Raw genomic sequence first — 23,761 nt, 5'->3', positions numbered from 1 at the left:
GGTTTTCAGGCGGCATCGTCGAACCCCTGTCCGGCCATCCATTGGCCCAGTTCGGCGGGGGTCTTGCTGCCGCGCCGGAATTCCGGCGAGAGGCGGCCTTCGCAGATCACCCGCACCACGTCCGAGAGCGTCAGCACCTCGTCGAGATCCTCGGAGATCAGCAGTACGGCGGCGCCGGCGTCGCGGGCGGCGATGAGACGCTCCTGCACGTAGGTGACGGCGCCGATGTCGAGGCCGCGCACCGGCTGGTTGGCAAGGATTATCCGCGGCTGCGCACCCAGCACCCGCCCGAGGATGAGCTTTTGCATATTGCCGCCCGAGAGCAGGCGGATACGGGTGTCGGGGCCGGGGCAGCGGACATCGTAACTCTCGATGATCTTCTCGGCTGCGCGGCGCGCAGCGGGCCAGTCCATCCAGCCGCGACGGGCGATGGGGGCCTGCGCATAGCGCTCCAGCACGGCGTTCTCGGTCAGCGTGAAATCGGCGATGGTGCCGGTCTTGTGGCGGTCCTCGGGGATGCGGCCGATGCGGGCTTTGAGCGCGTCGCGGGGGGACCAGGTCGTGACCATTTCACCGGCCAGTTCCATCGTGCCCGCGCTGGGCGTCTCGAGGCCCGACAGCAGATCGGCGAGCGCGCCCTGACCATTGCCTGACACCCCGGCGAGGCCGAGGATTTGCCCGGCCTTCAACTCAAGGTCGACGCCGCGCAGCCCGGTGCGGTTGCCGCGGGCCGGGGTGGAGACGTTTGTCAGGGTCAGCAGGGTGGCGCCGGGGCGGGCCTTGGCGGGGGCGGGGGGCGTGATCTCGGCGCCGACCAGCAGTTCGGCAAGCTGTTGGCGGTCGGTCTGTTGCGTGGCGACCTCTCCCACGAGCCTGCCGTGGCGCAGCACCAGCACCCGCGAAGAGACCGCCATGACCTCGTGCAGCTTGTGGGAAATGAAGATCACCGACAGCCCCTGCGCCACCGCGCGGCGCAGCGTCTCGAAGAGCGCCTCGCTTTCCTGCGGGGTGAGCACGGCGGTGGGCTCGTCGAGGATGAGGATGCGGGCGTCGCGGTAGAGGGCTTTCAGGATCTCGACCCGCTGCCGCTCGCCCACCGACAGCGTCGCGACGCGGGCATCGGGATGGACCGCAAGACCGAAGTCGCGCGACAACTGCTGCACCCGTCGCCGGGCCGCCGCGCGGCCGAGGCCGGGACGCCAGAGCGGGGCGGTGCCGAGCAGAATGTTCTCCAGCACGGTCATGTTGTCCGCGAGCGTGAAGTGCTGGTGCACCATGCCCACGCCCGCTGCCAGCGCCGCGCCGGGCAGGCCCGGGGGCAGCGGCTGGCCGAACACCTCGACCGTGCCCGCGTCGGCGGTGTAGTGGCCGAAGAGGATGTTCATCAGGGTGGTCTTGCCGGCGCCATTCTCGCCCAGAAGCGCCACGACCTCGCCGCGCGCCAACGAGACATTGATGGCGTCATTGGCGGTCAGCGCGCCGAACCGTTTGGTGATGCCGGAAAGGCGCAGGACCACGTCCTGCGCCTTGGGTGCCTGTGCCATCAGGAGGAAGTCGGCTCTTCGTCGTTGATCTCGACCGTGAAGGAGCCGTCCTTGATCGCCGCTTCCTTTTCGGCCACCAGATCGAGCGCCTCTTGCGGGACCTTGCCCTCGAAGGTGCCGAGCGGGGCGAGCGTGCAGCCGCCTTCCTTCATGAAGGAATAGATGCCGTAGTTCTCGGCCGAGAAGCTGCCGCTCGCCACCTTCGCCAGCGCGGCGTCCAGCGTCGGGCCAAAGTCCCAGAGCGCCGAGGCGACCACCGTGTCGGGATAGTCGGCCTGCGTGTCGATGACGTTGCCGATTGCCAGCACGCCCTTCTCCTGCGCTGCGTCCGACACGCCGAAGCGCTCGGCATAGAGCATGTCGGCACCGTTTTCGATCATCGCGAAGGCGGTTTCCTTGGCCTTGGGCGGATCGAACCACGAGCCGATGAAGCTGACCTGGAAGCTGGCCTCGGGTTTCACCTCGCGGACGCCCGCCATGAAGGCGTGCATGAGCCGGTTTACCTCGGGGATCGGGAAGCCACCGACCATGCCGATATTGCCGCTCTCGCTCATCGCGCCGGCGATGATGCCCGACAGATACGAGGCGTCCTGGATGTAGTTGTCGAAGACGCCGAGGTTCGGATAGGCCTCGTCGGGCATGAAGCTAGAGCCCATGAGGAAGGCCGTGTCCGGGTAGTCGAGCACCACCTCGCGGGCCTCCTGCTCGACACCAAAGATCTCGCCGATGATCAGTCGCGCGCCGCTTTCGGCATATTCGCGCATGACGCGCGGGTAGTCGGTGTTGGCGGTGTTTTCCGAGAAGCTGTAGGTGATCAGCCCCGCCGCCGCAGCGGCCTCTGCGGCGACGTGGATGCGGCTCACCCATTGCTGCTCGACCGGCACCGTGTAGATGCCCGCGACGCTGATCGGATCCTGCGCCATCAGCGTGCCCGGCAGCCCGGCGCTGGCCAGTGCGGCAAGCCCGCCGGTGCCCAGCAGCAGCTTTCTTCGGGTCAGCTTCCCTTTGTTCGTCTTGAAGACCATCCGTCTGTCCTTTTCCATCCCTGTGCGATCGTTGGTTTTTTTACCAAGCGGTAAGGAATCCGATGATTCGAGCAATCGGCGGGCACGCCGGTCTGTCGAAATCCGGTGCCAAAAGCGGCGGCATGGATGCGGGTGCCTAACAAATGTGCGCGGTGTCGGGCCCGGGGAGGTCCGGGGGGCGGTTGCGCGGCCGGACGTATGCAAAGCGCCTGCGCGACGGAGGCCGCGCGGGCGCGGCGTTGGCGCGAACAGGCTTGCCATGCGGCGCGGGGCTGCGCACCCTTGCAAGGGCCGGGGGCGACCGCAGCTGACCCGGCCCAAGCAGGAGCCCGCGATGAGTCTCTTTGCCGATCTGCTGAGCACAATCTTCGACCGCCGCATCGGGGCTGCGCCGCGGCTGCGCCGCGATCCGCGCCCGCTCCCTGCCTTGGTGACCGATCTGCTGGAGGCGCGCAGCGAAAGCGTGGTGACGGCGCTCGCCCGGCAGGTGCTGCAGCGCTATGACGGCATGTCGGGGCCGGAAAAGCTCGAAGCCTTCCGCGGGCTGGCGGCGCTCAACATCGATGCGGACGCGCTGCGCGCGGCGCTGGCGGCCTATGAGCAGGCGCCCTCGGGCCGCAGCTACCGCGCCTTCATGGCTGCTGCCGAGCCGCCGCGGGCGGAGCTTTTGCGGCGGCTCAACATGGTGCCCGGCGCCACCGAGCGGCTGGTGCGGATGCGCTCCGACCTGCTGCGGCGCGGGCGCGATGAACCTGAACTGCAGGCGCTCGACGAGGATTTCCGGCATCTGTTCAAGAGTTGGTTCAACCGCGGCTTTCTGGTGCTGCGACCGATCAGCTGGGAAAGCCCGGCGCATGTGCTGGAGAAGATCATTGCCTACGAGGCGGTGCATGCGATTCACAGCTGGGACGATCTGCGCCGCCGTCTTGCGCCGCCGGACCGGCGCTGCTTTGCCTTCTTCCACCCGGCGATGCCGGACGAGCCGCTGATCTTCGTCGAGGTGGCGCTGACGCGCGGCGTCCCGGGCTCGGTGCAGGCGCTGCTGCATGAAGAGCGCGAGCCGCTGGACGAGGCGAGCGCAGATACCGCGGTGTTCTATTCGATTTCCAACTGTCAGCCGGGGCTGGCGGGCATTTCCTTCGGCAATTCTCTGATCAAGCAGGTGGCCTCGGATCTGGCCAGCGCGCTGCCGGGGCTCAAGACCTTTGTGACCCTCTCGCCGATCCCGGGTCTGGTGGCATGGCTTGAGGAGCGGGGTATTGCCTTCGATCCGCAGGACGGCAAGCGGATGAGCCAGCTTGCCGCGCATTATCTGCTCACCGCCAAGCGCGGCGACGGGCGCCCGCGCGATCCGGTGGCGCGTTTCCATTTGGGCAATGGCGCCATAGTGCATGCGGTGCATGGCGGGGCCGACACCTCGGAGAACGGCCAGCGCCAGTCGGGCGGGGCGATGGTGAACTATCTTTACGATCTGTCGAAGGTCGAGCTTTATCACGACCGTTTTGCGGGCACCGGCGAGGTGATTGCCTCGTCGGCGGTAAAATCCCTGTCGGCGGGCCGCGAGAAAGCCCAAGCCTGAATGCCCCCCGCTTAAACGTCCCTCTCTGAACGCGCCTGTCCCTTTCTTCTCTTCAAAAATACGCATGTCGCAGGCTCTGTACCCGAGCGGCGCTCGGGTACAGAGCGATGGACCGAGCAGAGAGCCAACTCTCTTGCGCCTCGCGTCGAATCCGGGAATATTTCTCATCATAGAGATTCTCGGAGCCTGCTTTGCATGACAGATACAACCCCCTTCACGCCGGTCGATGACCTTTCCGGCTTTGCGGCGCGCCTTGCCCGCCGCCTCGCCGCGCTGCGCGCCGAGCGTGGGCTGACGCTTGAGCAGTTGTCCGAGCAAAGCGGCGTTTCGCGCGCTGCGCTCTCGCGCTTCGAGAAGGCCGAGACCAGCCCCACCGCCGAGGTGTTGGGCAAGCTCTGTTTGGCCTATGGGCTCAGCATGTCGCGGCTGATGGCGATGGTCGAAGAGGGGTTCACCGCGCATGTGCCCGCTGCCGAACAGCCGGTCTGGGAGGATGCCGAGACCGGCTTCCTGCGCCGGGTTGTGTCGCCCGGGGCGACCGGTCTGGCGGCGGAGATGCTGCAGTGCACGCTACGATCGGGCGCCGAGATCGCCTATGACGCCGCGCCGGTGCCGGGGCTGGAGCATCACCTGCACCTGCTCTCGGGTAAGCTGCGGGTCGAGGTCGAGGGCGCGGTGCATGATCTCGCGGCGGGGGACACGCTGCGCTACCGGCTTGAGGGGGCAACCCGTTTCGCGGCGCTCAGCAAGAAGAAACCGGCGCATTATGTGCTGGTCTTGGTGACGCCATGAGCGCGATGACGCGCGGGGTGGAGATCCGGGCGCTCGACGCGCCGGCGGCACGGGCCAATCTGACGGATCTGGCCGAGGTGCTGGTCGCCTGCGTCGAGGATGGCGCCAGCGTGGGGTTTGTGCTGCCATTCTCGGTCGGCGAGGCCGAGGCGTTCTGGCGCGGGCTGCTCCCCGAGGTAGAGACCGGCGGGCGCGTGCTTTACGGCGCCTTTGTCGACGGGCGCTTGGTGGGCACGGGCTCGCTCGTGCCGGCGGGCATGCCGAACCAGACGCACCGCGCGGAGGTGTCGAAAATGCTGGTGCATCCGGCGTTCCGGCGGCGTGGATTGGCACGGGCACTGATGGCGGCGCTGCTGGCGCAGGCGGCAGAGATGGGCCGCGATCTGGTGACGCTGGACACCCGCACCGGCGACGCGGCGCAAAAGCTCTACGCCAGTTGCGGCTTCCTGCCAGCCGGGGAAATTCCCGATTACGCGCTGGCGCCCGAGGGAAGCGCCCGGCGCGATGCGACGCTTTTCATGTACAGGCTAGGTTGAGCTCGGCCGGTCCGAGCCTCAGCCGGTCGGCGTCGACCAGTCTTTGAGGTCGAGGCCGGTCATCCGGCGCAGCGCGGCGTGTTCCGACACGTAGCGCCCGGCCAGGGCGCGGCGGGTCCGCTCGCTGAGCGTCGGCTGCGCCACCTGCGTGCGGCCGGGCAGGGCGCGGTCCAGTAGCCGCTGCACGGTTCCGGCGCGAGACGGCTCCGCGGTCGGCTCCACGGTCGGGGCCGCGGTGTAGACCACCTGCGCCGGGGCGAGCCGCAGATGGCTGCACAGGGCGTCCCATGCCGGGGCGGGGTCGTCCTGCAACGCCTCGAAACTCAGGAAAAGGATTTGGGCGCGCGGAAACGCGTCGAGGTAGCGCTGCAGTTGCGTCACGTAGTGGCTTTGCTGCGCGTAGCCGTGTTTCGCGCTCCAGCCGCTGGCCAGCCGCTGCGGCTCGGCGGCAAGCGCCTCTTCGAAGCTGGGGCTGGGATCGAGCCCCTGCGCGCGGTGCTGGGCATATTGCGCGAAGGCGCGGGCCACCGGGTCGCGCAGGGCGATGACGATGCGCGCGTCGGGCCGGGACTCGGCGATGCGCGCGGCAGCGGCGGGATGGGCAAGGTAGCACGGCGAGACGTCGCCGCGCAGCCTGTCGGCCTGACCGGCATAGAGCGCCAGATAGGCGGCTTCGTCGGTCACCGCCGCTGCGGCATGTTCGCGGTCATAGGGCCCGGCGGTGGGCCGTGGGTCGTCTCCGGCGTGGGCAAAGAACCCCGGCGCGCGGGGGCTGGGCAGGAACACATCCGGGTGCTGCGCCAGCCATGCGCCAAGCGTCTCGGTGCCCGATGCTGCCGCGCCGACGATATAGAAGTCCGGGTAGTCCTTCAAAGCGGAGCGTGCCATGGAAACCGTCACTGAAAACATGCCTGTCGCAGCATGTTACAGCGCGGAAAGCGGGTCCGTCCGCTCCGGCGGCGGACAGGGGCGGGGGGCAAGTGGATGCCCCTCTAATCCGTTTGGGGAGGGTCAGCAGTTTGGCACGTTCACCGCCAGCCCGCCCAGCGAGGTCTCCTTGTACTCGTGTCCCATGTCGCGCCCGGTCTGGCGCATGGTCTCGATGCAGGCGTCGAGCGACACAAGGTGCTGCCCGTCGCCGCGCATCGACAGCGAGGCCGCCGAGACCGCCTTGATCGCGCCAAGCCCGTTGCGCTCGATGCAGGGCACCTGCACGAGACCTTTTACCGGATCGCAGGTCATGCCGAGGTGATGCTCAAGCGCGATCTCGGCGGCGTTCTCGATCTGCGCGGGCGTGCCGCCCATGACGGCGCAGAGCCCGGCGGCAGCCATCGCCGAGGCGCTGCCGACCTCGGCCTGACAGCCCGCCTCGGCACCGGATATGGAGGCGTTGTATTTCACCAGCCCGCCGATGGCGGCGGCGGTGAGCAGGAACTCGGGGATGCGTGAGGGGGCCGCGCCGGGCACGAAATCGAGCCAGTAGCGCAGCACCGCGGGCACCACGCCCGCCGCGCCATTGGTCGGCGCGGTGACCACCTGACCGCCGGCGGCGTTCTCCTCGTTCACCGCCATGGCGTAGCAGCTCATCCAGTCGTTGATCACATGCGGCGCGGTGAGGTTGCGCCCGCGCTCGGCCTGCAGCTGCTCGTGGATGTGTCCGGCGCGGCGCTTGACGTTCAGCCCGCCGGGCAGGATGCCGCCGCCCTCCAGCCCGCGGTTGAGGCACTCCATCATCACCTCGGAAATGCGCAGCAGCCCGGCGTCGAGCTCGGCGGCGGGGCGGCGCGACAGCTCGTTGCGGCGTTTCATCTCGGCGATGCTGCGACCGGATTTCTCGGCCATCTCCAGCATCTCCGCGGCGGTCTTGAACGGGTAGGGCACGGCGGGGCCGTGGTCCTTGTCCTCGCCAGAGCTAAGCTCGTCTTCGGTCAGCACGAAGCCGCCGCCGACCGAGTAGTAGGTTTCCTGCGCGATCACGTCGCCCTGTGCATCGGTGGCCATCAGGATCATGCCGTTGGCATGGCCGGGCAGGTTGCGGTCATAGTCGAAGCGCAGATCGCTTTTGGGGTCGAACTTTAGCGGGGCCAGCCCGTCGGGGCGCACCATGCCGGTCTCGGCGATCTCCGCCAGCGCCGCCTCGGCGGCCTCGGCGTCGTAGGAGTCCGGCATGAAGCCCGCCAGCCCGAGAACGGTGGCGCGGTCGGTGGCATGGCCGACGCCGGTGAACGCCAGCGAGCCATGCAGAGACCCGCGCAGACCATGCGCGGCGAAAGGGGCCGCGCGCAGCCGGTCGAGAAAGCGCCCGGCCGCCACCATCGGTCCCATCGTATGCGACGACGACGGACCGATGCCGACCTTGAACATCTCGAAGACGGACAGAAACATGAAAAACCTCGGCTGGCATTGGGCTGTTTCGGGCGACCCTAGCCGCTGGCGCGGCGATGTCACCCGCGGAAAGCGGCATTCCGCCGGGGAAAAACGCTGCTGCGCGGGTGCTGGCGCACGCCAAGGCAGGGATTTTGGCTATCGCCCGCAGCAGCGATCTTTCCTATAAGCGCGGCGAACTCACAGGAAGGGGAATCGCGGCGATGTCCGGACAGCTTTCGGCCAGCGATCTGGCCAAATTCGTATGCGCCCGCCGTGCGGCGGATTTCGTCGAGGACGGCATGCGCGTCGGTCTCGGCACCGGCTCCACCGCCGCGTGGCTGGTGCGCAGCTTGGGCAAACGAGTGCGCGAGGACGGGCTGAAGATCCGCGCCGTGCCGACCTCCAGCCGCACCGCAGACCTGGCGCGGCAGGTTGGCATCGAGGTGATCACGCTGGACGAGGCAGGCTGGCTTGATCTCACCATCGACGGCGCCGATGAATTCGATCCCGATCTGAACCTGATCAAAGGTGGCGGTGGCGCGCATCTGCAGGAGAAGATCGTCGCCAGCGCCTCGGACCGCATGGTGGTCATCGCCGATGCCGCCAAGGACGTGGCGACGCTGGGCGCCTTCCCGCTGCCGCTCGAGGTGATCCCCTTCGGCGGCGCCTCGACGCGCAAGCTGGTCGAGCGCGCGCTGGCGGGTATGGATGTGGACGGCCGCGAGACCACTCTGCGCACGGCGGGCGACGCGCCCTTCATCACCGACGAAGGCAACCATGTGCTCGACCTGCACCTGAAGCGCATCGGTGATCCGCGCGCGCTGTCGCTGGCGATCAACCAGATACCCGGCGTGGTCGAGAACGGCCTGTTCCTCGGCATCTGCGACACGGTGGTGATCGGTCACGCCGATGGCCGCGCCGAACTGCGCGGCGGCGCGGCGGGCGAGAGCACGGTCGATCTCAGCGAGGCCCAGACGCTGCTCTGAGCCCTGCGCCCAGACTGACACCAACCAGACCGACACCAAAACGACAGGCCGCCCGAGGAACCCCCGCGGGCGGCCTTTCATCTTTCCACAAATACTCCGGGGGCGCGGGGGCTGGCCCCCGCCTCGGCGCATGACCTCTGCACGCGCAGCGCGCATCGCGCACGGCGCCGCGGCCATCGGGCCCGCCTGCTCTGGTCATCCGCCCGGCTCTGTGGTCTACCTCCCGCCGACTGATAACGAGGCGACCCAGAGGCGACCCATGAGCGATTTTGACTATGATCTCTTTGTGATCGGCGGCGGTTCGGGCGGCGTGCGCGCCGCGCGCGTGGCGGCGGGCGACACCGGCGCCAAGGTGGCCCTCGCGGAAGAGGACCGCTATGGCGGCACCTGCGTCATCCGCGGCTGCGTGCCCAAGAAACTGATGGTCTTTGCGTCCGAATACGGCACCGTGGCCGAGGACGCCAAAGGCTATGGCTGGGAGATCGAGGAAGGCAGCTTCAACTGGGGCAACTTCCGCCAGCGGCTGAACGACGAGTTGGACCGGCTTGAAGGCATCTACCGCAACCTGCTGAAAAACTCCGGCGTCACCTCCTATGACGCGCGGGCCAAGGTGAAAGACGCGCACACGGTCGAGCTTTCGACCGGCGAGACGATCACCGCCAAACACATCCTCGTGGCCACCGGCGGGCGCCCCATGCGCCCCGAGATCCCGAATTCGGAGCTGGGGCTGGTGTCGGACGACATCTTCCACCTCGAGGAACTGCCGAGCTCGATCCTGATTGTCGGCGGTGGCTACATCGCCTGCGAGTTTGCCTGCATCCTCAACGGGCTGGGCGTCGAGGTGACGCAATATTACCGGGGCGCGCAGGTTCTGCGCGGCTTTGACGAGCAGGCGCGCGGGCTGATCGCCGACAGCATGATCGAGAACGGCGTGCAACTGCACTGCGGCACCGACATCGTCGAGATGCGCCACGCCACCGCCGAAGACCTTGAAGAGCACGAGATCGCCGGTGTGCCGATGGGCGCGCGGATGCAGGAAATGCTCGCCGACCACAGCGGCGGCACGCCGGGCGAAGGTCCGGTCTGGGTGAAAGCGTCGAACGGCGACGTGAAGGTCTTCGACAAGGTGTTCTTCGCCACCGGCCGTCTGCCCAACACCGACGATATGGGCCTTGAAGAGGCGGGCGTGAAGCTGGGCCGCAAGGGCGAGATCCTCGTGGATGATTTCAGCGCCACCGATGTGCCCTCGATCCACGCCATCGGCGATGTCACCGACCGGGTGAACCTCACCCCGGTGGCGATCCGCGAGGGCATGGCCTTCGTCGAGACGGTATTCAAGGACAACCCCACAAAGGTGGATCACGAACTGATCCCCTCGGCGGTGTTCACCCAGCCCGAGTTCGGCACCGTCGGGCTTTCGGAAGAAGAGGCGGCCGAGCAGGAGCCGATCGAGGTCTACGCGACGTCGTTCCGGCCGATGCAGACTGCCTTTGCCGGGCGGCCCGACCGGGTGATGATGAAGCTGGTGGTTTCGAAAGAGACGCGCAAGGTTCTTGGCTGCCATATCGTCGCGCCCAATGCCGGGGAAATGATCCAGCTGGCGGGCATTGCCGTAAAGATGGGGGCGACGAAAGAGGATTTCGATCGTACCGTGGCGGTGCATCCGACCATGTCGGAAGAGATTGTGACACTGAAGTCTCCGGTGCGCACCGCTTGAATTGGCGGCAAAAATGCACAGGTAGGGGACACACAGACGTGAGTGAGAGGGAAGGAACCTAATGGCAGGACACGGCGGCGGCCCCTGGGGCGGCGGTGGCAATCAGGGCGGCGGCAGGCCGCCCAGCGGTGGCGGAGGCGGCAACAACAACGGCGGCCGACGCCCGGAGGATCCGCAGATCCCCGAGATCGACGAGCTGATGAAGAAGGGCCAGGAGCGGCTGCGCGTGCTGATGGGCGGGCGCGGCGGCAACAACGGCGGGCGCACCGGTGGCACCGGTGGCGGCTCGGGCGGGCCCAAATTCAATCGCGGCACCGTGGCCCTGATCGCGCTGGTCGCGGTTGGTGTCTGGGGCTGGATGAGCTTCTACACCGTGCGGCCCGAAGAGCAGTCGGTGGAGCTTTTCCTCGGCAAATACTCTTCGACCGGCAATCCCGGTCTCAACTTCGCGCCTTGGCCCTTCGTCACCCATGAGGTGGTGAATGTGACCTCGGAGCGGACCGAGACCATCGGCAACAGCCGGGATGCGTCGGAGAGCCTGATGCTCACCACCGACGCGAACATCGTCGACATCGAGTTTCAGGTTGTCTGGAACATCAACGATCCGGCGAAACTGCTGTTCAACATCCGCGACCCGCAGCTGACCGTTCAGGCGGTCTCTGAGGCGGTGATGCGCGAGATCATCGCGGCCAGCAACCTCGCGCCGATCCTCAACCGCGACCGAGGCATTATTGCCGATACCGCGCGCGAGCAGATTCAGGCGACGCTGGACGAGTACGAGAGCGGCATCAACATCGTGCGGATCAACCTCGACACGGCCGACCCGCCGCGTGAGGTGATCGACGCGTTCCGCGAGGTGCAGGCCGCCGAGCAGGAACGTGACCGGCTCGAACGTCAGGCCGACGCCTACGCCAACCGCGTGGTCGCCGAGGCCCGCGGTGAAGCGGCGCAGATCCGAGAGGAAGCCGAGGGCTACCGCGCGCAGGTGGTCAACGAGGCGCTGGGTGAAGCCAGCCGCTTCTCGGCCGTGCGCGAGGAATACGCCAAGGCGCCCGAAGTCACCCGCCGCCGTCTCTATCTGGAGACGATGGAGGACGTGCTGGGCGGGGTCGACAAAACGATCCTCGACGAGGGCGTGACCGGCGAGGGCGGCGTGGTACCGTATCTTCCGCTGAATGAGCTGAACCGCAGCCGAACCACCACCGAGGAGGGCAACTGACATGCGCAAGTCGACTTATGTGCTGCCGGTGATCGTCGTTCTGGCGGTGATTGCCCTGTCGTCGATGTTCGTCGTGGACGAACGCGAGAAGGCTCTCGTGCTACAGTTCGGCCAGATCAAATCGGTCAAGGAAGAGCCAGGGCTGGCGTTCAAAGTGCCGCTGATCCAAGAAGTGGTGAAATACGACGACCGTATCCTGTCGCTCGACACCCAGACCATCGAGGTGACGCCGTCGGATGATCGCCGCCTTGTCGTCGACGCCTTCGCACGCTACCGCATCGCCGACGTGGTGCAGTTCCGTCAGGCGGTTGGCGTTGGCGGTCTGCGTACCGCAGAGGACCGCCTGCAGGGCATCCTCAACGCGCAAATCCGCGAGGTGCTGGGTGCCGATCAGGTGACCTCGGACGTGATCCTCTCTGAAGATCGCCGTGAGCTCACCAACCGCATCCGCGATCAGGCACGCCAGCAGGCGCTGTCGCTGGGTCTCGATGTGGTGGACGTGCGTCTCAAGCAGACCAACCTGCCGTCGCAGAACCTCGAGGCGACCTTCGCCCGGATGCGCGCCGAGCGGGAACGCGAAGCCGCCGACGAGATCGCCCGTGGTAACGAGGCCGCGCAGCGCGTGCGCGCGCTGGCCGACCGGACCGTGGTGGAGACGCAATCGGAAGCCAACCGTGATGCCGACATCATCCGCGGTGAGGCCGACGCCGAAAGCAACAACATCTACGCCGGGGCCTATGGCGCCGATCCCGAGTTCTTTGCCTTCTACCGGTCGCTGCAGGCCTATCAGCGGGCGTTGCCGGGCGGGAACTCGTCCATGGTGATGACCCCGGACGGCGAGTTCTTCGAGTACTTCCGCAGTCAGGGTGAGGGCGTCCCCGCACCGCTGCCGGAAACCTCGGAAGACGACGGCGAAGATTCCGCAGCTGCGGCACCGTCGGAGCCTTCGGAGCCCACGGTCACGCTTGGCAACAGCGGCGGTACCACCGGCGGCGACAGCGCCAACACCGGCGCCACCGCTTCCGAGTGAGCGGAAGCGACATACTGACGGGGATCGCCTTGGTCCTCGTGATCGAGGGGCTGGTGTACGCACTGGCCCCTTCGCTTGTGGAGCGCCTGCTGGAGGCGCTGCGCGATATGCCGCTGGAGACACGGAGATTTCTGGGCCTGGTGACGCTGATCACCGGCATTCTGCTGCTGTGGATCGCGCGGCGCTAGGCGGCCCGGTGCCGCATCGGCAGGCGGTGCACCGCCGAGGTTTTCACCGCCCTGTCACATGGGCTTGAAACCTTGAAACCTTTTCTTTGGTGGCCGCTCAAACCTCCTATGTTAGGCTTGTTCATGAGGAGGCAGCGTGCCGCGTGGGGGCACCGCGCTCAAGGCTGCCGAACAGAAGGAGTTCCCTGTGAAACCACAAAAACTTGCAGTGACGGAGGGTGCGAGCCCGGTGCGGCTGTTCTGGCTCGCCACTGTCTCCGCATTCATGATCGTCTCGCAATCGCTGATGGCAGAGGCGCAGAGCGCGCCGGACAGCTTTGCCGGTCTGGCAGAGCGGGTCAGCCCGTCGGTTGTCAACATCACCACGTCGACGATGGTTGCGGGCCGCACCGGCCCGCAGGGCATCGTGCCCGAAGGCTCGCCCTTCGAGGATTTCTTCCGCGAGTTCCAGGATCGCAACGGACCCGGTCCCGACGGCGACCGCCCGCGCCGCTCCTCGGCGCTCGGCTCGGGCTTCGTGGTCTCGGAAGACGGCTATATCGTCACCAACAACCACGTGATCGAGGGCGCCGACGAGATCACCATCGAGTTCTTCTCCGGCCGTGAGCTGGACGCCGAACTGGTCGGCACCGATCCCAACACCGACATCGCGCTGCTGAAGGTCGAAGCGGAAGAACCGCTGCCCTTCGTCAAATTCGGCAACTCTGACGACTCGCAGGTCGGCGACTGGGTGATGGCCATGGGCAACCCGCTGGGGCAGGGCTTTTCGGTCTCCGCCGGGATCGTCTCGGCGCGCAACCGCGCGCTGTCGGGCACCTATGACGATTACATCCAGACCGACGCCGCCATCAACCGCGGCAACTCGGGCGGCCCGCTGTTCAACATGGACGGCGACGTGATCGGCGTGAACACCGCGATCCTGTCGCCCAATGGTGGCTCGATCGGCATCGGCTTCTCGATGGCCTCGAATGTGGTGACCAAGGTTGTCGACCAGCTCAAGCAATACGGCGAGACCCGCCGCGGCTGGCTTGGCGTGCGCATTCAGGACGTCACCCCGGATATGGCCGAGGCGCTTGGCCTCGAAAACGCCGAAGGTGCGATGGTCTCTGACGTGCCCGATGGCCCGGCCAAGGACGCTGGCATGAAGTCGGGTGACGTGATCGTCTCCTTCGACGGCAAACCGGTCTCCGACACCCGCCAGCTGGTGCGCATCGTCGGCAACACCGAGGTCGGCAAATCGGTCCGCGTGGTGGTCAACCGCAACGGCAACACCGAAACGCTTCTCGTCACGCTCGGCCGCCGCGAGGAAACCGCCACTGCTGTGCCCGCCTCGCAGCAGCAAGGCGACGTGGAAGAGCCCGCCACCAAGGACCTGATGGGCCTGACCCTGTCGCCGCTCACCGCCGAACTGCGCGGCGAGCTGGGTCTGGATGATGCCGCCAAGGGGCTTGCGGTCACCGATGTGGACCCGGCCTCGGAAGCCTACGAGAAGGGCCTGCGCGCCGGCGACGTGATCACCGAGGCCGGCCAGACCGAAGTGCTGAGCCTGACCGACCTTGAGGACCGCATCACCGAGGCGAAGGACGCGGGCCGCAAGTCGCTGCTTCTGCTGGTGCGTCGTGGCGGCGATCCGCGCTTCGTGGCTCTGAACCTCGACGCGGCCGAATAACCCAACGGTTCCACAGGCAACGCTCATGAAAACGGGGCGGGGGGAAACCCTCGCCCCTTTTCGTGTCGCCCGGGTGTCTCTGGCGGCGCTTGGCTTTCATCTTTCTCCAAATACTCACGTCCGGTGATCTGAGCCGGTGGCGACATGAGTATTTTTGGAAAGATGAAAGCTTCAAGGAAGCACCCGGCGCAGACCCGCCTGCACCTTGAGGAGAGCGGGCAGATAATCCTGTGCGAGATCCTCCGGCTCGGCCTGCATGGCGGGCAGGCCGGTGTTCAGCGCCGCCACCACGCGGCCATGCACATTGTAGAGCGGCACGGCGATGGAGCGCAGGCCCATCTCCACCTCTTGATCGATGATGGCAAAGCCCTGCGTGCGGGTCTGGGTGATGCGGGCGACGATCTCTTCGGGGTCGGTCAGCGAACGCGGCGTGCGCGGGGTGAGGTCGGAGCGTTCGAGCAGGGCGCGCATCTCGGGCTCGGACAGGGCGGCGAGCAGCACCCGGCCCATAGAGGTGCAATGGGCGGGTAGGCGCGAGCCGGGCATCAGCCCGATGCTCATCACCTTCCGCTGCGCGGCGCGGGCGAGATAGACGATCTCGGTCTCGTCGAGGATCGACACCGAGCTTGATTGGTGGATTTGCTCGGACAATTGGTCGAGCCAAGGTTGCACCAGCTGCGGCAGGGGCAGGGCGGCCAGTGCGCCCATGCCGAGCCGCAGGATACGCGGCGTGAGCTGGAAGAACTTGCCGTCGTAATCGGCGTAGCCCAGCCGGTGCAGGGTGAGCAGGCAGCGCCGTGCGGTGGCGCGGTCGAGGCCGGTGGTCTCGGCCACCTGCGCGATCGACAGCCGCGGGGTTTCGGCGCGGAAGCACTCGATCACCTGCAGGCCTTTCGCCAGCGAGGCGATGAAATCGGTCGGTTTGTTCAACATGCGCACGATCTCTGCCGGGATGTGAACAAATGTCAACATGCGCACGCAGAGGTGTGGCGTCTGTCACCGGCAGGTCATATTTCCCCTTCCGAGGGCGACACGCGCCCACAGGAGGATTTTCATGGACAAGACCATCGCCAGCGCCGCGGAGGCCGTTTCGGCCATTCCCGACGGTGCGACCGTGATGATCGGCGGCTTCGGCGGCTCCGGCGCGCCGATCGAGCTGATCCACGCGCTGATCGACCACGGCGCCAAGGACCTGACCGTCGTCAACAACAACGCCGGCAACGGCCATGTCGGCCTCGCCGCGCTGATCGAGCAGAAGCGGGTGAAGAAGCTGATCTGCTCCTTCCCGCGCTCGGCGGACCCGCGGGTCTTCACCGAGGCCTATCTGGCCGGAGAGATCGAGCTTGAGATCGTGCCGCAGGGCACGCTCGCCGAGCGCATCCGGGCGGGCGGCGCGGGCATTCCCGCTTTCTACACCGCGACGAGCTACGGCACCGAACTGGCCGAGGGCAAACAGGTCGAAGAGTTCGAGGGTAAGCACTACGTCCGCGAACGCTGGCTGAAAGCCGACTTCGCGCTGATCAAGGCCGAGAAGGCCGATCCGCACGGCAACCTGACCTACCGGATGGCGGCGCGCAACTTCAATCCGGTGATGGCCATGGCCGCAACGCACACCATCGCGCAGGCGTCGCAGATCGTGCCGCTGGGCGGCATTGATCCCGAGCACGTCATCACCCCGGGCATCTTTGTCGGCTCGGTGGTCGAGGTGGCCAAGCCCGCACAGGAAGAAGAGCTGAACCGGGCGGAGGCCGTTTACCCATGAGCGATACTGCAAACGAGACCATGACCGACATCTCGGCCCTCAAGCTGAGCAACGCCCAGATCGCCTGGCGCGCGGCGCAGGACATCGAGGATGGCGCCTACGTCAACCTCGGCATCGGCTTTCCGGAGATGGTCGCCAAGTTCCAGCCCGAGGGCAAGCAGGCGATCTTCCACACCGAGAACGGCGTGCTGGATTTCGGCAAGGCGCCGGAGCCGGGAGAGGAAGATTGGGACTGCATCAACGCCGGCAAGAAGGCGATCACCATCAAGCCCGGCACCGCGTTTTTCCACCATGCGGACAGCTTCGCCATGGTGCGCGGTGGCCATCTCGACGTGGCGATCCTCGGGGCCTATCAGATCGCGCAGACCGGTGATCTGGCGAACTGGTCCACCGGCAAGGGCGGCGTGCCCGCCGTCGGCGGCGCCATGGATCTGGTGCAGAGCGCCAAGCGCGTCGCGGTGCTGACCGACCACGTCACCAAAAAGGGCGATCCGAAGCTGGTAGACGCCTGCACCATGCCGCTGACCGGCGTGGGCTGCGTGACGCGTATCTACACTTCGCTGGCGGTGGTCGACGTGGAGGGCGGCAAGTTCGTCCTGCGCGAAAAAGTTCCGGCCATTTCCTTCGACGAGTTGCAAGCGCTCACCGGTGCGCCGCTGCATGTCGAGGGCGAGATCGGCGATCTTGTCTGCCCGGAGCTTTGAGATGACCGACGCTTATATCTGTTCCTATATCCGGACGCCCATCGGCCGTTTCGGTGGCGCGCTTTCGCAGGTCCGCGCCGACGATCTGGGCGCCATCCCGCTGAAGGCGCTGATGGCCAAGCACGACATCGACTGGGCGGCGGTGGACGAGGTCTATTTCGGCTGCGCCAACCAAGCCGGTGAAGACAACCGCAACGTCGCGCGCATGTCGTCGCTGCTGGCAGGCCTGCCGGTGACCGTGCCGGGCACCACACTCAACCGCCTGTGCGGTTCGGGCATGGATGCGATCATCGCCGCGGCGCGGGCCATCAAGGCGGGCGAGATCGAGCTGGCCATCGCGGGCGGCGTCGAGAGCATGTCGCGCGCGCCCTTCGTGATGCCGAAGGCGTCTTCGGCGTTTTCGCGCAATGCCGAGATCTACGACACCACCATCGGCTGGCGTTTCGTCAACAAGCTGATGAAGGCGCAATACGGCGTCGACAGCATGCCCGAGACTGGCGAAAACGTGGCAGAGCAGTTCGGCATCTCGCGCGAGGATCAGGACGCCTTCGCCCTGCGCAGCCAAGAGAAGGCGGCGGCGGCGCAGGCCAATGGCCGTCTGGCGCAGGAGATCACCGCGGTGACCATCCCGCAGCGCAAGGGCGATCCGCTGGTTGTGGACACCGACGAGCACCCGCGCCAGACCTCGCTGGAGAAGCTCGCCAAGCTGCCAACGCCGTTCCGCGAGGGGGGCTCGGTGACGGCGGGCAATGCCTCGGGGGTGAACGATGGGGCCGCGGCGCTGATCGTCGCCTCGGAAGCGGCGGTGACGGCGCACGGGCTGACCCCCATCGCGCGCATCGTTGGCGGTGCCACGGCGGGCGTCGAGCCGCGCATCATGGGCTTTGGCCCGGCGCCGGCGTCGAAGAAGCTGATGACGCGGCTGGGTCTGACGCAGGACGCGTTCGATGTGATCGAGCTGAACGAGGCCTTCGCCTCGCAGGGCCTCGCGACGCTGCGCGATCTGGGCGTTGCCGATGACGATCCGCGAGTGAACCCCAACGGCGGCGCCATCGCGCTTGGCCACCCGCTGGGCATGTCGGGGGCGCGCATCACCGGCACCGCCGCGCTGGAGCTCAAGCCCGGGCAGAAGGCGCTGGCGACCATGTGCATCGGCGTCGGTCAGGGCATCGCGATCGCGCTCGAAGGGGCGTGAAGAAACCAGCCCTCGAAGGGGCGTGAGCGAACCTGCGCGACAGCGCGTGATCAACATGTGCTTTGGCGCGAATGGCGTGGCAGACAGTCGAGAAGGGGCGGGGACATCTCCGCCCCTTCTTGTTGTGGGTCTCGCGATGCGCGGGGAATTGCCTATGTCACCGAATAATGTTCCGTTAATGACACGTCGCATCCCGCCGTGCCGCGCGCCCCTTGTGTCGCCTGCGCGGCATTGCGAAGCGTAGACAGAGCCGGGCGCAGACCCGGCAGGCAGTTCCTCAAGAAAACGGATCCGGCAATGACGAATTCTGGCTTTATCGGTGTGGCCGGTGTCGCGGCAGCGCTCGCTCTTGGCGCGGCCCCGGCGGCTGCGGACGGCACATTCTTACAGCTCGAGCAGGCGGACAGCACGTCGGGCGCGGTGCTGGCAGTGACCCGCGACAAGCTGAACTACGGCGCCGTGGTGAGCCACTGGGATGGTGGCTATTCGGTTGTCGGCAGCCTTACCTACGCGTTCGACACGCCGATCGAGGCCGCCTTCAAGATCGGCCCGGCCTTGGGCGGCGTCTACAAGGATGGCGAAGAAGACGAGTATGAGCTGGGCGTCCGGGCCTCGTTGGACCGCTGGATGCCCACGTCCTTCGGGTCGTTCTACTATCTTGGGGAGGTCAACAGCATCGAGAACAGCTGGTTCGGGCTGGTATCCTTCGGCTGGGGCGACTCGGGGTTCAACACCGAGTTCTCACGCGGGGGCAGCGACAGCTATCTGGATACGACCCTTGCGGTGAACAAGCATTACGACGGGCCGGTGAGCTGGCGCGCGGGCTATCGCTTCAATTCCGGCGAGTATTTCATCGGCTTCTCGATCAACACGTTCTGAGCGCCGCGCGCGGCGCGCTCAGCCCGGCAGGCCGAAGCTGATGCGCCGCGCGATATCCGCGATCACCGCAGAGGTTCTTGTACTGACAATCCCCGGCGCGTCGCCCTCGGCATAGAAGCGCAAAAAGAGCGCCTCGCGCTGTTCCGGCGTCGGTTCGAGCTTCAGGCGCGCGCCGTCGGTGGTGGTGGAGATCACATAGGCCTCGAGATCGCCCACGTCTGGCAAATGCAGCACGCCGCGGGTCTGCAGCGGGTAAAGTTGCCCGCGCAGCCGTGCCGTGTCGAGCGTCAGCGACGAGAGCCACAGCGCATCGTTGCGGCCATTGGCGGTGAAGCTCACGCGTTCGGGCTGGTCCGCGACATGCGCCTCGGCGCGGGGCAATTCGATGCAGGTGAAACAGGTCACCGTCAGCACCGCCATGTTGTAGACAGTCCAGAAGAGAATCACCCATTTACCGTCCCCGGCGTCGTCATGCGCGAACCTGTCGTCGAAGATGCCAAGGCTCAGGCCGATCACGCTCAGCGCGAGACAGATCGCAAAGGGCATCATCAGGCGCCACTGCACCACCACCTTCGAGCGATCCCCGCCCTTGGCTGTGACCGAAAACTTGTGCCCCTTGGGCCGGAGCAGACCCGAATATGCGGCGCGGGTGATCGGGATCGCACCGATGAGCTGGCTGACATCGTGCATGATGGGGATCATCAGCCCGCGCGACAGCAGGTTCATCACCATGGTGATCCAGACGTAGTATGGGCCGAAAAAGGTCAGCACGTCGGGCAGCCGCGCGTCCACAACGGTGATGTTGAAGAACCAGTAGAGCAGCGGAAAGGCGATGGCCGCGATGCGGAATGGGAAGGTGGTCGCCCAGAAGAACACCGTGTCGAGCACGCTCCAGCGGTCGCGCAGGCGCACCTTGGAGCGGCTGAACGGACCGACATGTGAGCGGGCGATCTGCATCAGGCCAAGGCACCAGCGGGCACGCTGGGTGATGTATTCGGCCATGCCCTCGGGGGCGAGACCCTCGGTCAGCGGCTCGTTGAGGTAAACCGTCTTCCAGCCGATCGTCTGCAGCTCGACGGTCAGCATGAAATCTTCGGTCACGCTTTCCGTCGGCAGCCCGCCAAGCTCGCGCAGCGCCTCCCACCGGCTGACCGACGAGGTGCCGCAGCAGATCGCGATGCCCCAAGCATCGCGCGAGCATTGCAGATGGTCGAAGAAGAAGCGTTGCTCGTCGGGGTAGGAGGCCGCGAGCCCCAGATTGTGCTGGATCGGATCGGCGTTGAAGAAGTGCTGCGGCGTCTGCACCAGCCCGACAGAGGGATCGTGGAAAAGCGCCAGAGAGCGCGAGATGAAACCGCGGTGCGGCACGAAGTCGGCGTCGAGCACGGCGCAGAACTGCGGCGGTTCGGGATCTTCGGCCAGCCGGTCAAGCGCGTGGTTGATATTGCCGGCCTTGGAGCCCTTGTTGTCGGGGCGGCGCATGTAGCGGACGTTCTGCACGGCGCAGTAGTCGCGCAGCCAATCGCGGCGGCTGTCGTCGAGGACGATCACCTCTTTGTTGCGATGCCGCAGGGACTTGGCGCCGATGATGGTGCGTTCCAACACCTCGCGGTCCTCGTTGTAGGTGGCGATCATCACCGCCACCTTGGGCTCGTGCTCACCCCACCAGCCGGCGTGCGCGTCGGCCTCGTCGCTGCGCTGGCGATAGCGCGTCAGCATGGTGAAGGCGCTGAGTGATCCGATCAGCGTGGCCAGTTCAAGCGCGAAGAGACTGTAGCTGAAAACCGCGTTCGCACTGAACTCGAGCGGGGCAAGCGTTTCGGTGCCGCGCCACCACGCGTAGCGCGCCGCAAGGATGAAGGCGATGCCGAAGAGAATGGCGCGGTCGCGGGTGCGGTAGGGGTTGACGATGAACGGCAGGATCAGTCCGAACCCGGCCACCAGCAGCAGATACGCGCTGCTTGAACCCAGCTCGCCGAGATGGGGAAAAGGGGCCAGATCGAAGTTCATCTCAGTCGAACCAGCCGCGGAAGAGGTCCAGCGGGCGCCCGTCAAAGAAGGCACGTCCGGTGCGGCCGACGGCGCAGCCGATTTCGGGGTCGGCATTGAGCGAGGGCACCAGCAGCGTCACGTCGAAGCGCTGCAGGTGCTTGTCGCTCGGCGCCACGGCAAGATTGGCATAGATCGACTGCGCGCCGCTGCCCGCAAGGCGCCCGACGGTGGCGGGATATAGTTGTGACTGCCCGATGAAGCGGAAGCTGGCATCCTGCCCCACACGCAGCGTGTTGAAGGTGCGTTCGGTCACCGACAGGGTGATCATGCTGCGGCTGCAATCCACAAGGCGCAGTACCGGGTCGCCGCGTTGCACGTTCACCGCGTCGGCCTCCAGCGTTTCCCAGAACAGCATGCCTTCGGCGGGGGTGCGCAGTTCGGCCCGCGACTGGCGACCAAGGCTCGAACGGGCGCGGGTCATCCGGCGTTCAAGCGCGGTGCGATGGGCCTCGTTTTCGGTGAGGGCGGCGTTGAGGCTGTCGAGTTCGGCGTCGATCTGGGCCAGACGCTGCCCGGCATAGGGCGCATCATTGTAGCCGTCGCCGAGGTAGACTCCGTCGCGCGCTGTGGCGAGTTCGATCTCCAGCGTCGCGACGCGTTCGCGGGCATGCGACAGGGCTAGCGCACGGGTCACAGGCTCGCCCGGGCGGCGGCTGTCTTCGACCGCCACAGCGTCGGCCAGCGAGGCGGCGGCGGTGCCCGTAGCCTCATCCGTATCCTCGAGCATGGCAACGCGATCCCGCGCCGCGTCCAGTCGCGCTTCGATCTCTTCGAGTCGTGCGTCGTGGAAGCGCTCGGCCCGGTCCTGAAGTTCCGCGCGGGTCTTCTGTTTGGCTTCGATGTCGGATTCGAGCCGCGCGTGCGTGGCTCCGGCAACATCGGATTCGAGCTGCAGATCATAAAGGCGCACGGAATCGGCCAGCGGATCGGTAACGGTGGCCAGCAGTTCGTCCTGCGCGAGCCGTGCGCCCAGCACGTGGCCCTGCATTTCCAGCGTGCCCGCCACCGGCGCGCGCAGGGTGACCACCGGCGCGTTGACCGTGGCGTTTGCGCTCGCAGCGGTCATCTGTTCGCCGATGATCACCCAAAGCGTGACGAGGATCGCGGCGATGCCGATGATAAGGCGGGTATATTTCATGAACTGCTCGCGGTGTTTTTTGCCCGTTTGGGGCGATTTTCATGGCGGCGCCGCAAGAGTGCAAGCCGTTGTGCGGCAAAAGTTTACGCAGCGCCGATCCGCGGTAGGTTTTCCTTCATGAATATGGCGCGAACGCGGCGATCAACAGGTGTCGCGTTCACGGTCCGCCACGTTCGCGAGAAGTTGAAGCGTGGCCGGGTAATAGCTCTGCGCGGAATCCTGCCGGGTGGGCTCGGGCAGGGCGGCGCAGCGCGAGAACGCGGCGACCGCGCGATAGCCGGCGCTGTCGGACACCGCCCGCACCTGTCCCTCCGCACCAAGCGAGACGGCGACCTTACCGCTGGGACCCGCGCGATCAAACCCGGCAAGCGCGGCGGCGACGGCAGGGTGCTCCGGCCGCCCTGACCAGCACAGGTTGAGCGCGATGCGCATGGCGTCGTAGCTTGAGCGCAATTCGTGATCCAGCGGCGCTGCGAACCCGTCCGAGGTGAGGTCGATCCAGTCGGGCAGAACTGGTCGCTGCGCAAGCTCTGCCAGCAGCGTCTCGCCATGATCGGCGGCGCGGATCAGCAGCGGCTCGTTGGCGGCGACGCCCAGCTCGCGCAGCGCGCGGGGCATGATGTAGGAGGGGTTGAACAGCACGCGGCCTTCGGCCGAACGGGACTCGGCACCGGGTTTCAGCACCAACCGTTCGGACGCACGCGGGTCGGGCGCAAGGCACAGCCGGGCGATATCGCGGGCGATGGCAAGGGCCGTGTCGTGGTATTCGTACCAGCCGTTTTCCCGCGCGCCGCGCAGCAGGGCCCATGCGCGCATCAGATCGCCATCGGTGGCGCTGTGCCAATCTTCGACATTGTCTGCGCGGCGGCGCGGCACCCATTGCCATGCCATCAGCCGATCCTTGCGGACCGCAAGGTTCAACTGCGCCCATTCATCAATGCGCCTGAAGCTGCGCTCGTCGCCGTGCGCCTGCGCCAGAAGCAGCCCATACCCCTGACCATCGGAATGGCTGGTTCCGCCCTGAAGGTCGTCCACCACCCGGCCATCGGGCTGCAGGAAACGGGCGCGCCACAGGCGCCAGCACTCGTCAGTTTCATACGCGGCAACTTGGCCGGGGGCCGCGCTGCAGGCCAAGGCGGAAAGCCCGGCAATAAAAGTGCGTCTGTTCATAACTGCTCGATCATTTTGCGGCATGTTTTTCAGCAAGTGCGCTCGATGCGGTCGATAGTGCGCGCAAATTCGCCTATAGCCATAGGTTACGCGAGCGTAACTTGATTTTTTCTACTTGAGCGTGAGGCCGATTGGCAACGCTTGGCCGGTGGGCCGCAATCGGCTTTTGTTTGTACATATATGAATTTTCCGTGCCGCGTTTGTGTGCG

General features: G+C 66.5%; 21 protein-coding genes. 13 read left to right on the top strand and 8 right to left on the bottom strand.

The genetic code is table 11. The features are described from left to right. Window positions 1–5: 5 nt before the first annotated feature. Both ACXAJT_RS12535 and ACXAJT_RS12530 read right to left on the bottom strand, forming a co-directional pair. A complete protein-coding gene (locus ACXAJT_RS12535) occupies window positions 6–1,544 on the bottom strand; it encodes an ABC transporter ATP-binding protein (protein ID WP_475235730.1) in 1,539 nt (512 codons plus the stop codon). Next, complete coding sequence (locus tag ACXAJT_RS12530) at window positions 1,544–2,569, bottom strand: BMP family protein (protein WP_475235729.1); 1,026 nt, start codon at window positions 2,567–2,569, stop codon at window positions 1,544–1,546. Before ACXAJT_RS12530 ends, ACXAJT_RS12535 begins: the two co-directional genes overlap by 1 nt. Before the next feature lie 334 nt (window positions 2,570–2,903). Between ACXAJT_RS12530 and ACXAJT_RS12525 the strand changes: the two genes are divergently transcribed. The 3 genes from ACXAJT_RS12525 to ACXAJT_RS12515 all read left to right on the top strand — a co-directional run bounded on the left by ACXAJT_RS12525 (window position 2,904) and on the right by ACXAJT_RS12515 (window position 5,476). Beyond that, entirely contained in the window at window positions 2,904–4,148 is a 1,245-nt protein-coding gene (locus tag ACXAJT_RS12525) for a malonyl-CoA decarboxylase (RefSeq protein ID WP_475235728.1), read from the top strand. A gap of 195 nt (window positions 4,149–4,343) precedes the next feature. Continuing rightward, the gene (locus ACXAJT_RS12520; RefSeq protein ID WP_475235725.1) at window positions 4,344–4,940 is read left to right on the top strand and encodes a helix-turn-helix domain-containing protein; all 597 of its coding nucleotides are present in this window, start codon (window positions 4,344–4,346) and stop codon (window positions 4,938–4,940) included. Continuing rightward, complete coding sequence (locus ACXAJT_RS12515; RefSeq protein ID WP_475235723.1) at window positions 4,937–5,476, top strand: GNAT family N-acetyltransferase; 540 nt, start codon at window positions 4,937–4,939, stop codon at window positions 5,474–5,476. The genes ACXAJT_RS12520 and ACXAJT_RS12515 overlap by 4 nt, the downstream gene beginning before the upstream one ends. Window positions 5,477–5,494: 18 nt before the next feature. Here ACXAJT_RS12515 and ACXAJT_RS12510 read toward each other — a convergent pair whose 3' ends face one another. Both ACXAJT_RS12510 and ACXAJT_RS12505 read right to left on the bottom strand, forming a co-directional pair. Further along, on the bottom strand, window positions 5,495–6,364 hold the full coding sequence (locus ACXAJT_RS12510; RefSeq protein WP_475235722.1) for a sulfotransferase: 870 nt from the start codon (window positions 6,362–6,364) through the stop codon (window positions 5,495–5,497). Between the two features lie 123 nt (window positions 6,365–6,487). Next, window positions 6,488–7,861: an L-serine ammonia-lyase gene (locus ACXAJT_RS12505; RefSeq protein WP_475235721.1), complete on the bottom strand. Its 1,374-nt coding sequence runs from the start codon at window positions 7,859–7,861 to the stop codon at window positions 6,488–6,490. A gap of 203 nt (window positions 7,862–8,064) precedes the next feature. On the opposite strand from ACXAJT_RS12505, the gene rpiA reads away from it, so the two are divergent. The 6 genes from rpiA to ACXAJT_RS12475 all read left to right on the top strand — a co-directional run bounded on the left by rpiA (window position 8,065) and on the right by ACXAJT_RS12475 (window position 14,652). After that, the gene (gene rpiA, locus ACXAJT_RS12500; protein ID WP_475235720.1) at window positions 8,065–8,829 is read left to right on the top strand and encodes a ribose-5-phosphate isomerase RpiA; all 765 of its coding nucleotides are present in this window, start codon (window positions 8,065–8,067) and stop codon (window positions 8,827–8,829) included. Between the two features lie 259 nt (window positions 8,830–9,088). Then, a complete protein-coding gene (locus tag ACXAJT_RS12495) occupies window positions 9,089–10,546 on the top strand; it encodes an FAD-dependent oxidoreductase (RefSeq protein WP_475235718.1) in 1,458 nt (485 codons plus the stop codon). A 61-nt stretch (window positions 10,547–10,607) separates the two neighbouring features. Further along, complete coding sequence (gene hflK / locus ACXAJT_RS12490; protein ID WP_475235717.1) at window positions 10,608–11,765, top strand: FtsH protease activity modulator HflK; 1,158 nt, start codon at window positions 10,608–10,610, stop codon at window positions 11,763–11,765. Window position 11,766: 1 nt separating this feature from the next. Beyond that, window positions 11,767–12,795 carry a protease modulator HflC gene (hflC, locus tag ACXAJT_RS12485; RefSeq protein WP_475235716.1) on the top strand — a complete coding sequence of 343 codons (1,029 nt, stop codon included), beginning with the start codon at window positions 11,767–11,769 and terminating at the stop codon, window positions 12,793–12,795. Further along, complete coding sequence (locus ACXAJT_RS12480) at window positions 12,792–12,983, top strand: DUF2065 domain-containing protein (protein WP_475235714.1); 192 nt, start codon at window positions 12,792–12,794, stop codon at window positions 12,981–12,983. The genes hflC and ACXAJT_RS12480 overlap by 4 nt, the downstream gene beginning before the upstream one ends. A gap of 265 nt (window positions 12,984–13,248) precedes the next feature. Beyond that, entirely contained in the window at window positions 13,249–14,652 is a 1,404-nt protein-coding gene (locus ACXAJT_RS12475) for a DegQ family serine endoprotease (protein ID WP_475235810.1), read from the top strand. Window positions 14,653–14,823: 171 nt separating this feature from the next. On the opposite strand, the gene ACXAJT_RS12470 is transcribed toward ACXAJT_RS12475, so the two are convergent. Further along, window positions 14,824–15,585: an IclR family transcriptional regulator gene (locus ACXAJT_RS12470; protein ID WP_475235713.1), complete on the bottom strand. Its 762-nt coding sequence runs from the start codon at window positions 15,583–15,585 to the stop codon at window positions 14,824–14,826. A gap of 121 nt (window positions 15,586–15,706) precedes the next feature. Between ACXAJT_RS12470 and ACXAJT_RS12465 the strand changes: the two genes are divergently transcribed. The 4 genes from ACXAJT_RS12465 (at window position 15,707) to ACXAJT_RS12450 (ending at window position 19,192) form a co-directional block, all read left to right on the top strand. Then, window positions 15,707–16,414, top strand: a complete 708-nt coding sequence (locus tag ACXAJT_RS12465; RefSeq protein ID WP_475235711.1) for a 3-oxoacid CoA-transferase subunit A — start codon at window positions 15,707–15,709, stop codon at window positions 16,412–16,414. 20 nt (window positions 16,415–16,434) lie between these two features. After that, window positions 16,435–17,118, top strand: coding sequence for a 3-oxoacid CoA-transferase subunit B (locus tag ACXAJT_RS12460; protein WP_475235807.1), 684 nt, complete (start codon window positions 16,435–16,437; stop codon window positions 17,116–17,118). Between the two features lies 1 nt (window position 17,119). Further along, a complete protein-coding gene (gene pcaF, locus ACXAJT_RS12455) occupies window positions 17,120–18,313 on the top strand; it encodes a 3-oxoadipyl-CoA thiolase (protein WP_475235709.1) in 1,194 nt (397 codons plus the stop codon). 297 nt (window positions 18,314–18,610) lie between these two features. Beyond that, window positions 18,611–19,192 (top strand): hypothetical protein, encoded by a 582-nt coding sequence (locus tag ACXAJT_RS12450; RefSeq protein WP_475235707.1) that lies wholly within the window; start codon window positions 18,611–18,613, stop codon window positions 19,190–19,192. 18 nt (window positions 19,193–19,210) lie between these two features. Here ACXAJT_RS12450 and ACXAJT_RS12445 read toward each other — a convergent pair whose 3' ends face one another. The 3 genes from ACXAJT_RS12445 to ACXAJT_RS12435 form a co-directional block, all read right to left on the bottom strand. Beyond that, window positions 19,211–21,202 (bottom strand): glycosyltransferase family 2 protein, encoded by a 1,992-nt coding sequence (locus ACXAJT_RS12445; RefSeq protein WP_475235705.1) that lies wholly within the window; start codon window positions 21,200–21,202, stop codon window positions 19,211–19,213. A gap of 1 nt (window position 21,203) precedes the next feature. Next, entirely contained in the window at window positions 21,204–22,382 is a 1,179-nt protein-coding gene (locus ACXAJT_RS12440) for an HlyD family secretion protein (protein ID WP_475235704.1), read from the bottom strand. A 141-nt stretch (window positions 22,383–22,523) separates the two neighbouring features. Next, window positions 22,524–23,552 carry a family 8 glycosyl hydrolase gene (locus ACXAJT_RS12435; RefSeq protein ID WP_475235702.1) on the bottom strand — a complete coding sequence of 343 codons (1,029 nt, stop codon included), beginning with the start codon at window positions 23,550–23,552 and terminating at the stop codon, window positions 22,524–22,526. Window positions 23,553–23,761 lie beyond the last annotated feature (209 nt).

This window comes from Salipiger sp. ABF4_146 (genome assembly GCF_056161345.1).
This window is presented reverse-complemented; position numbering and strand designations above follow the sequence as displayed.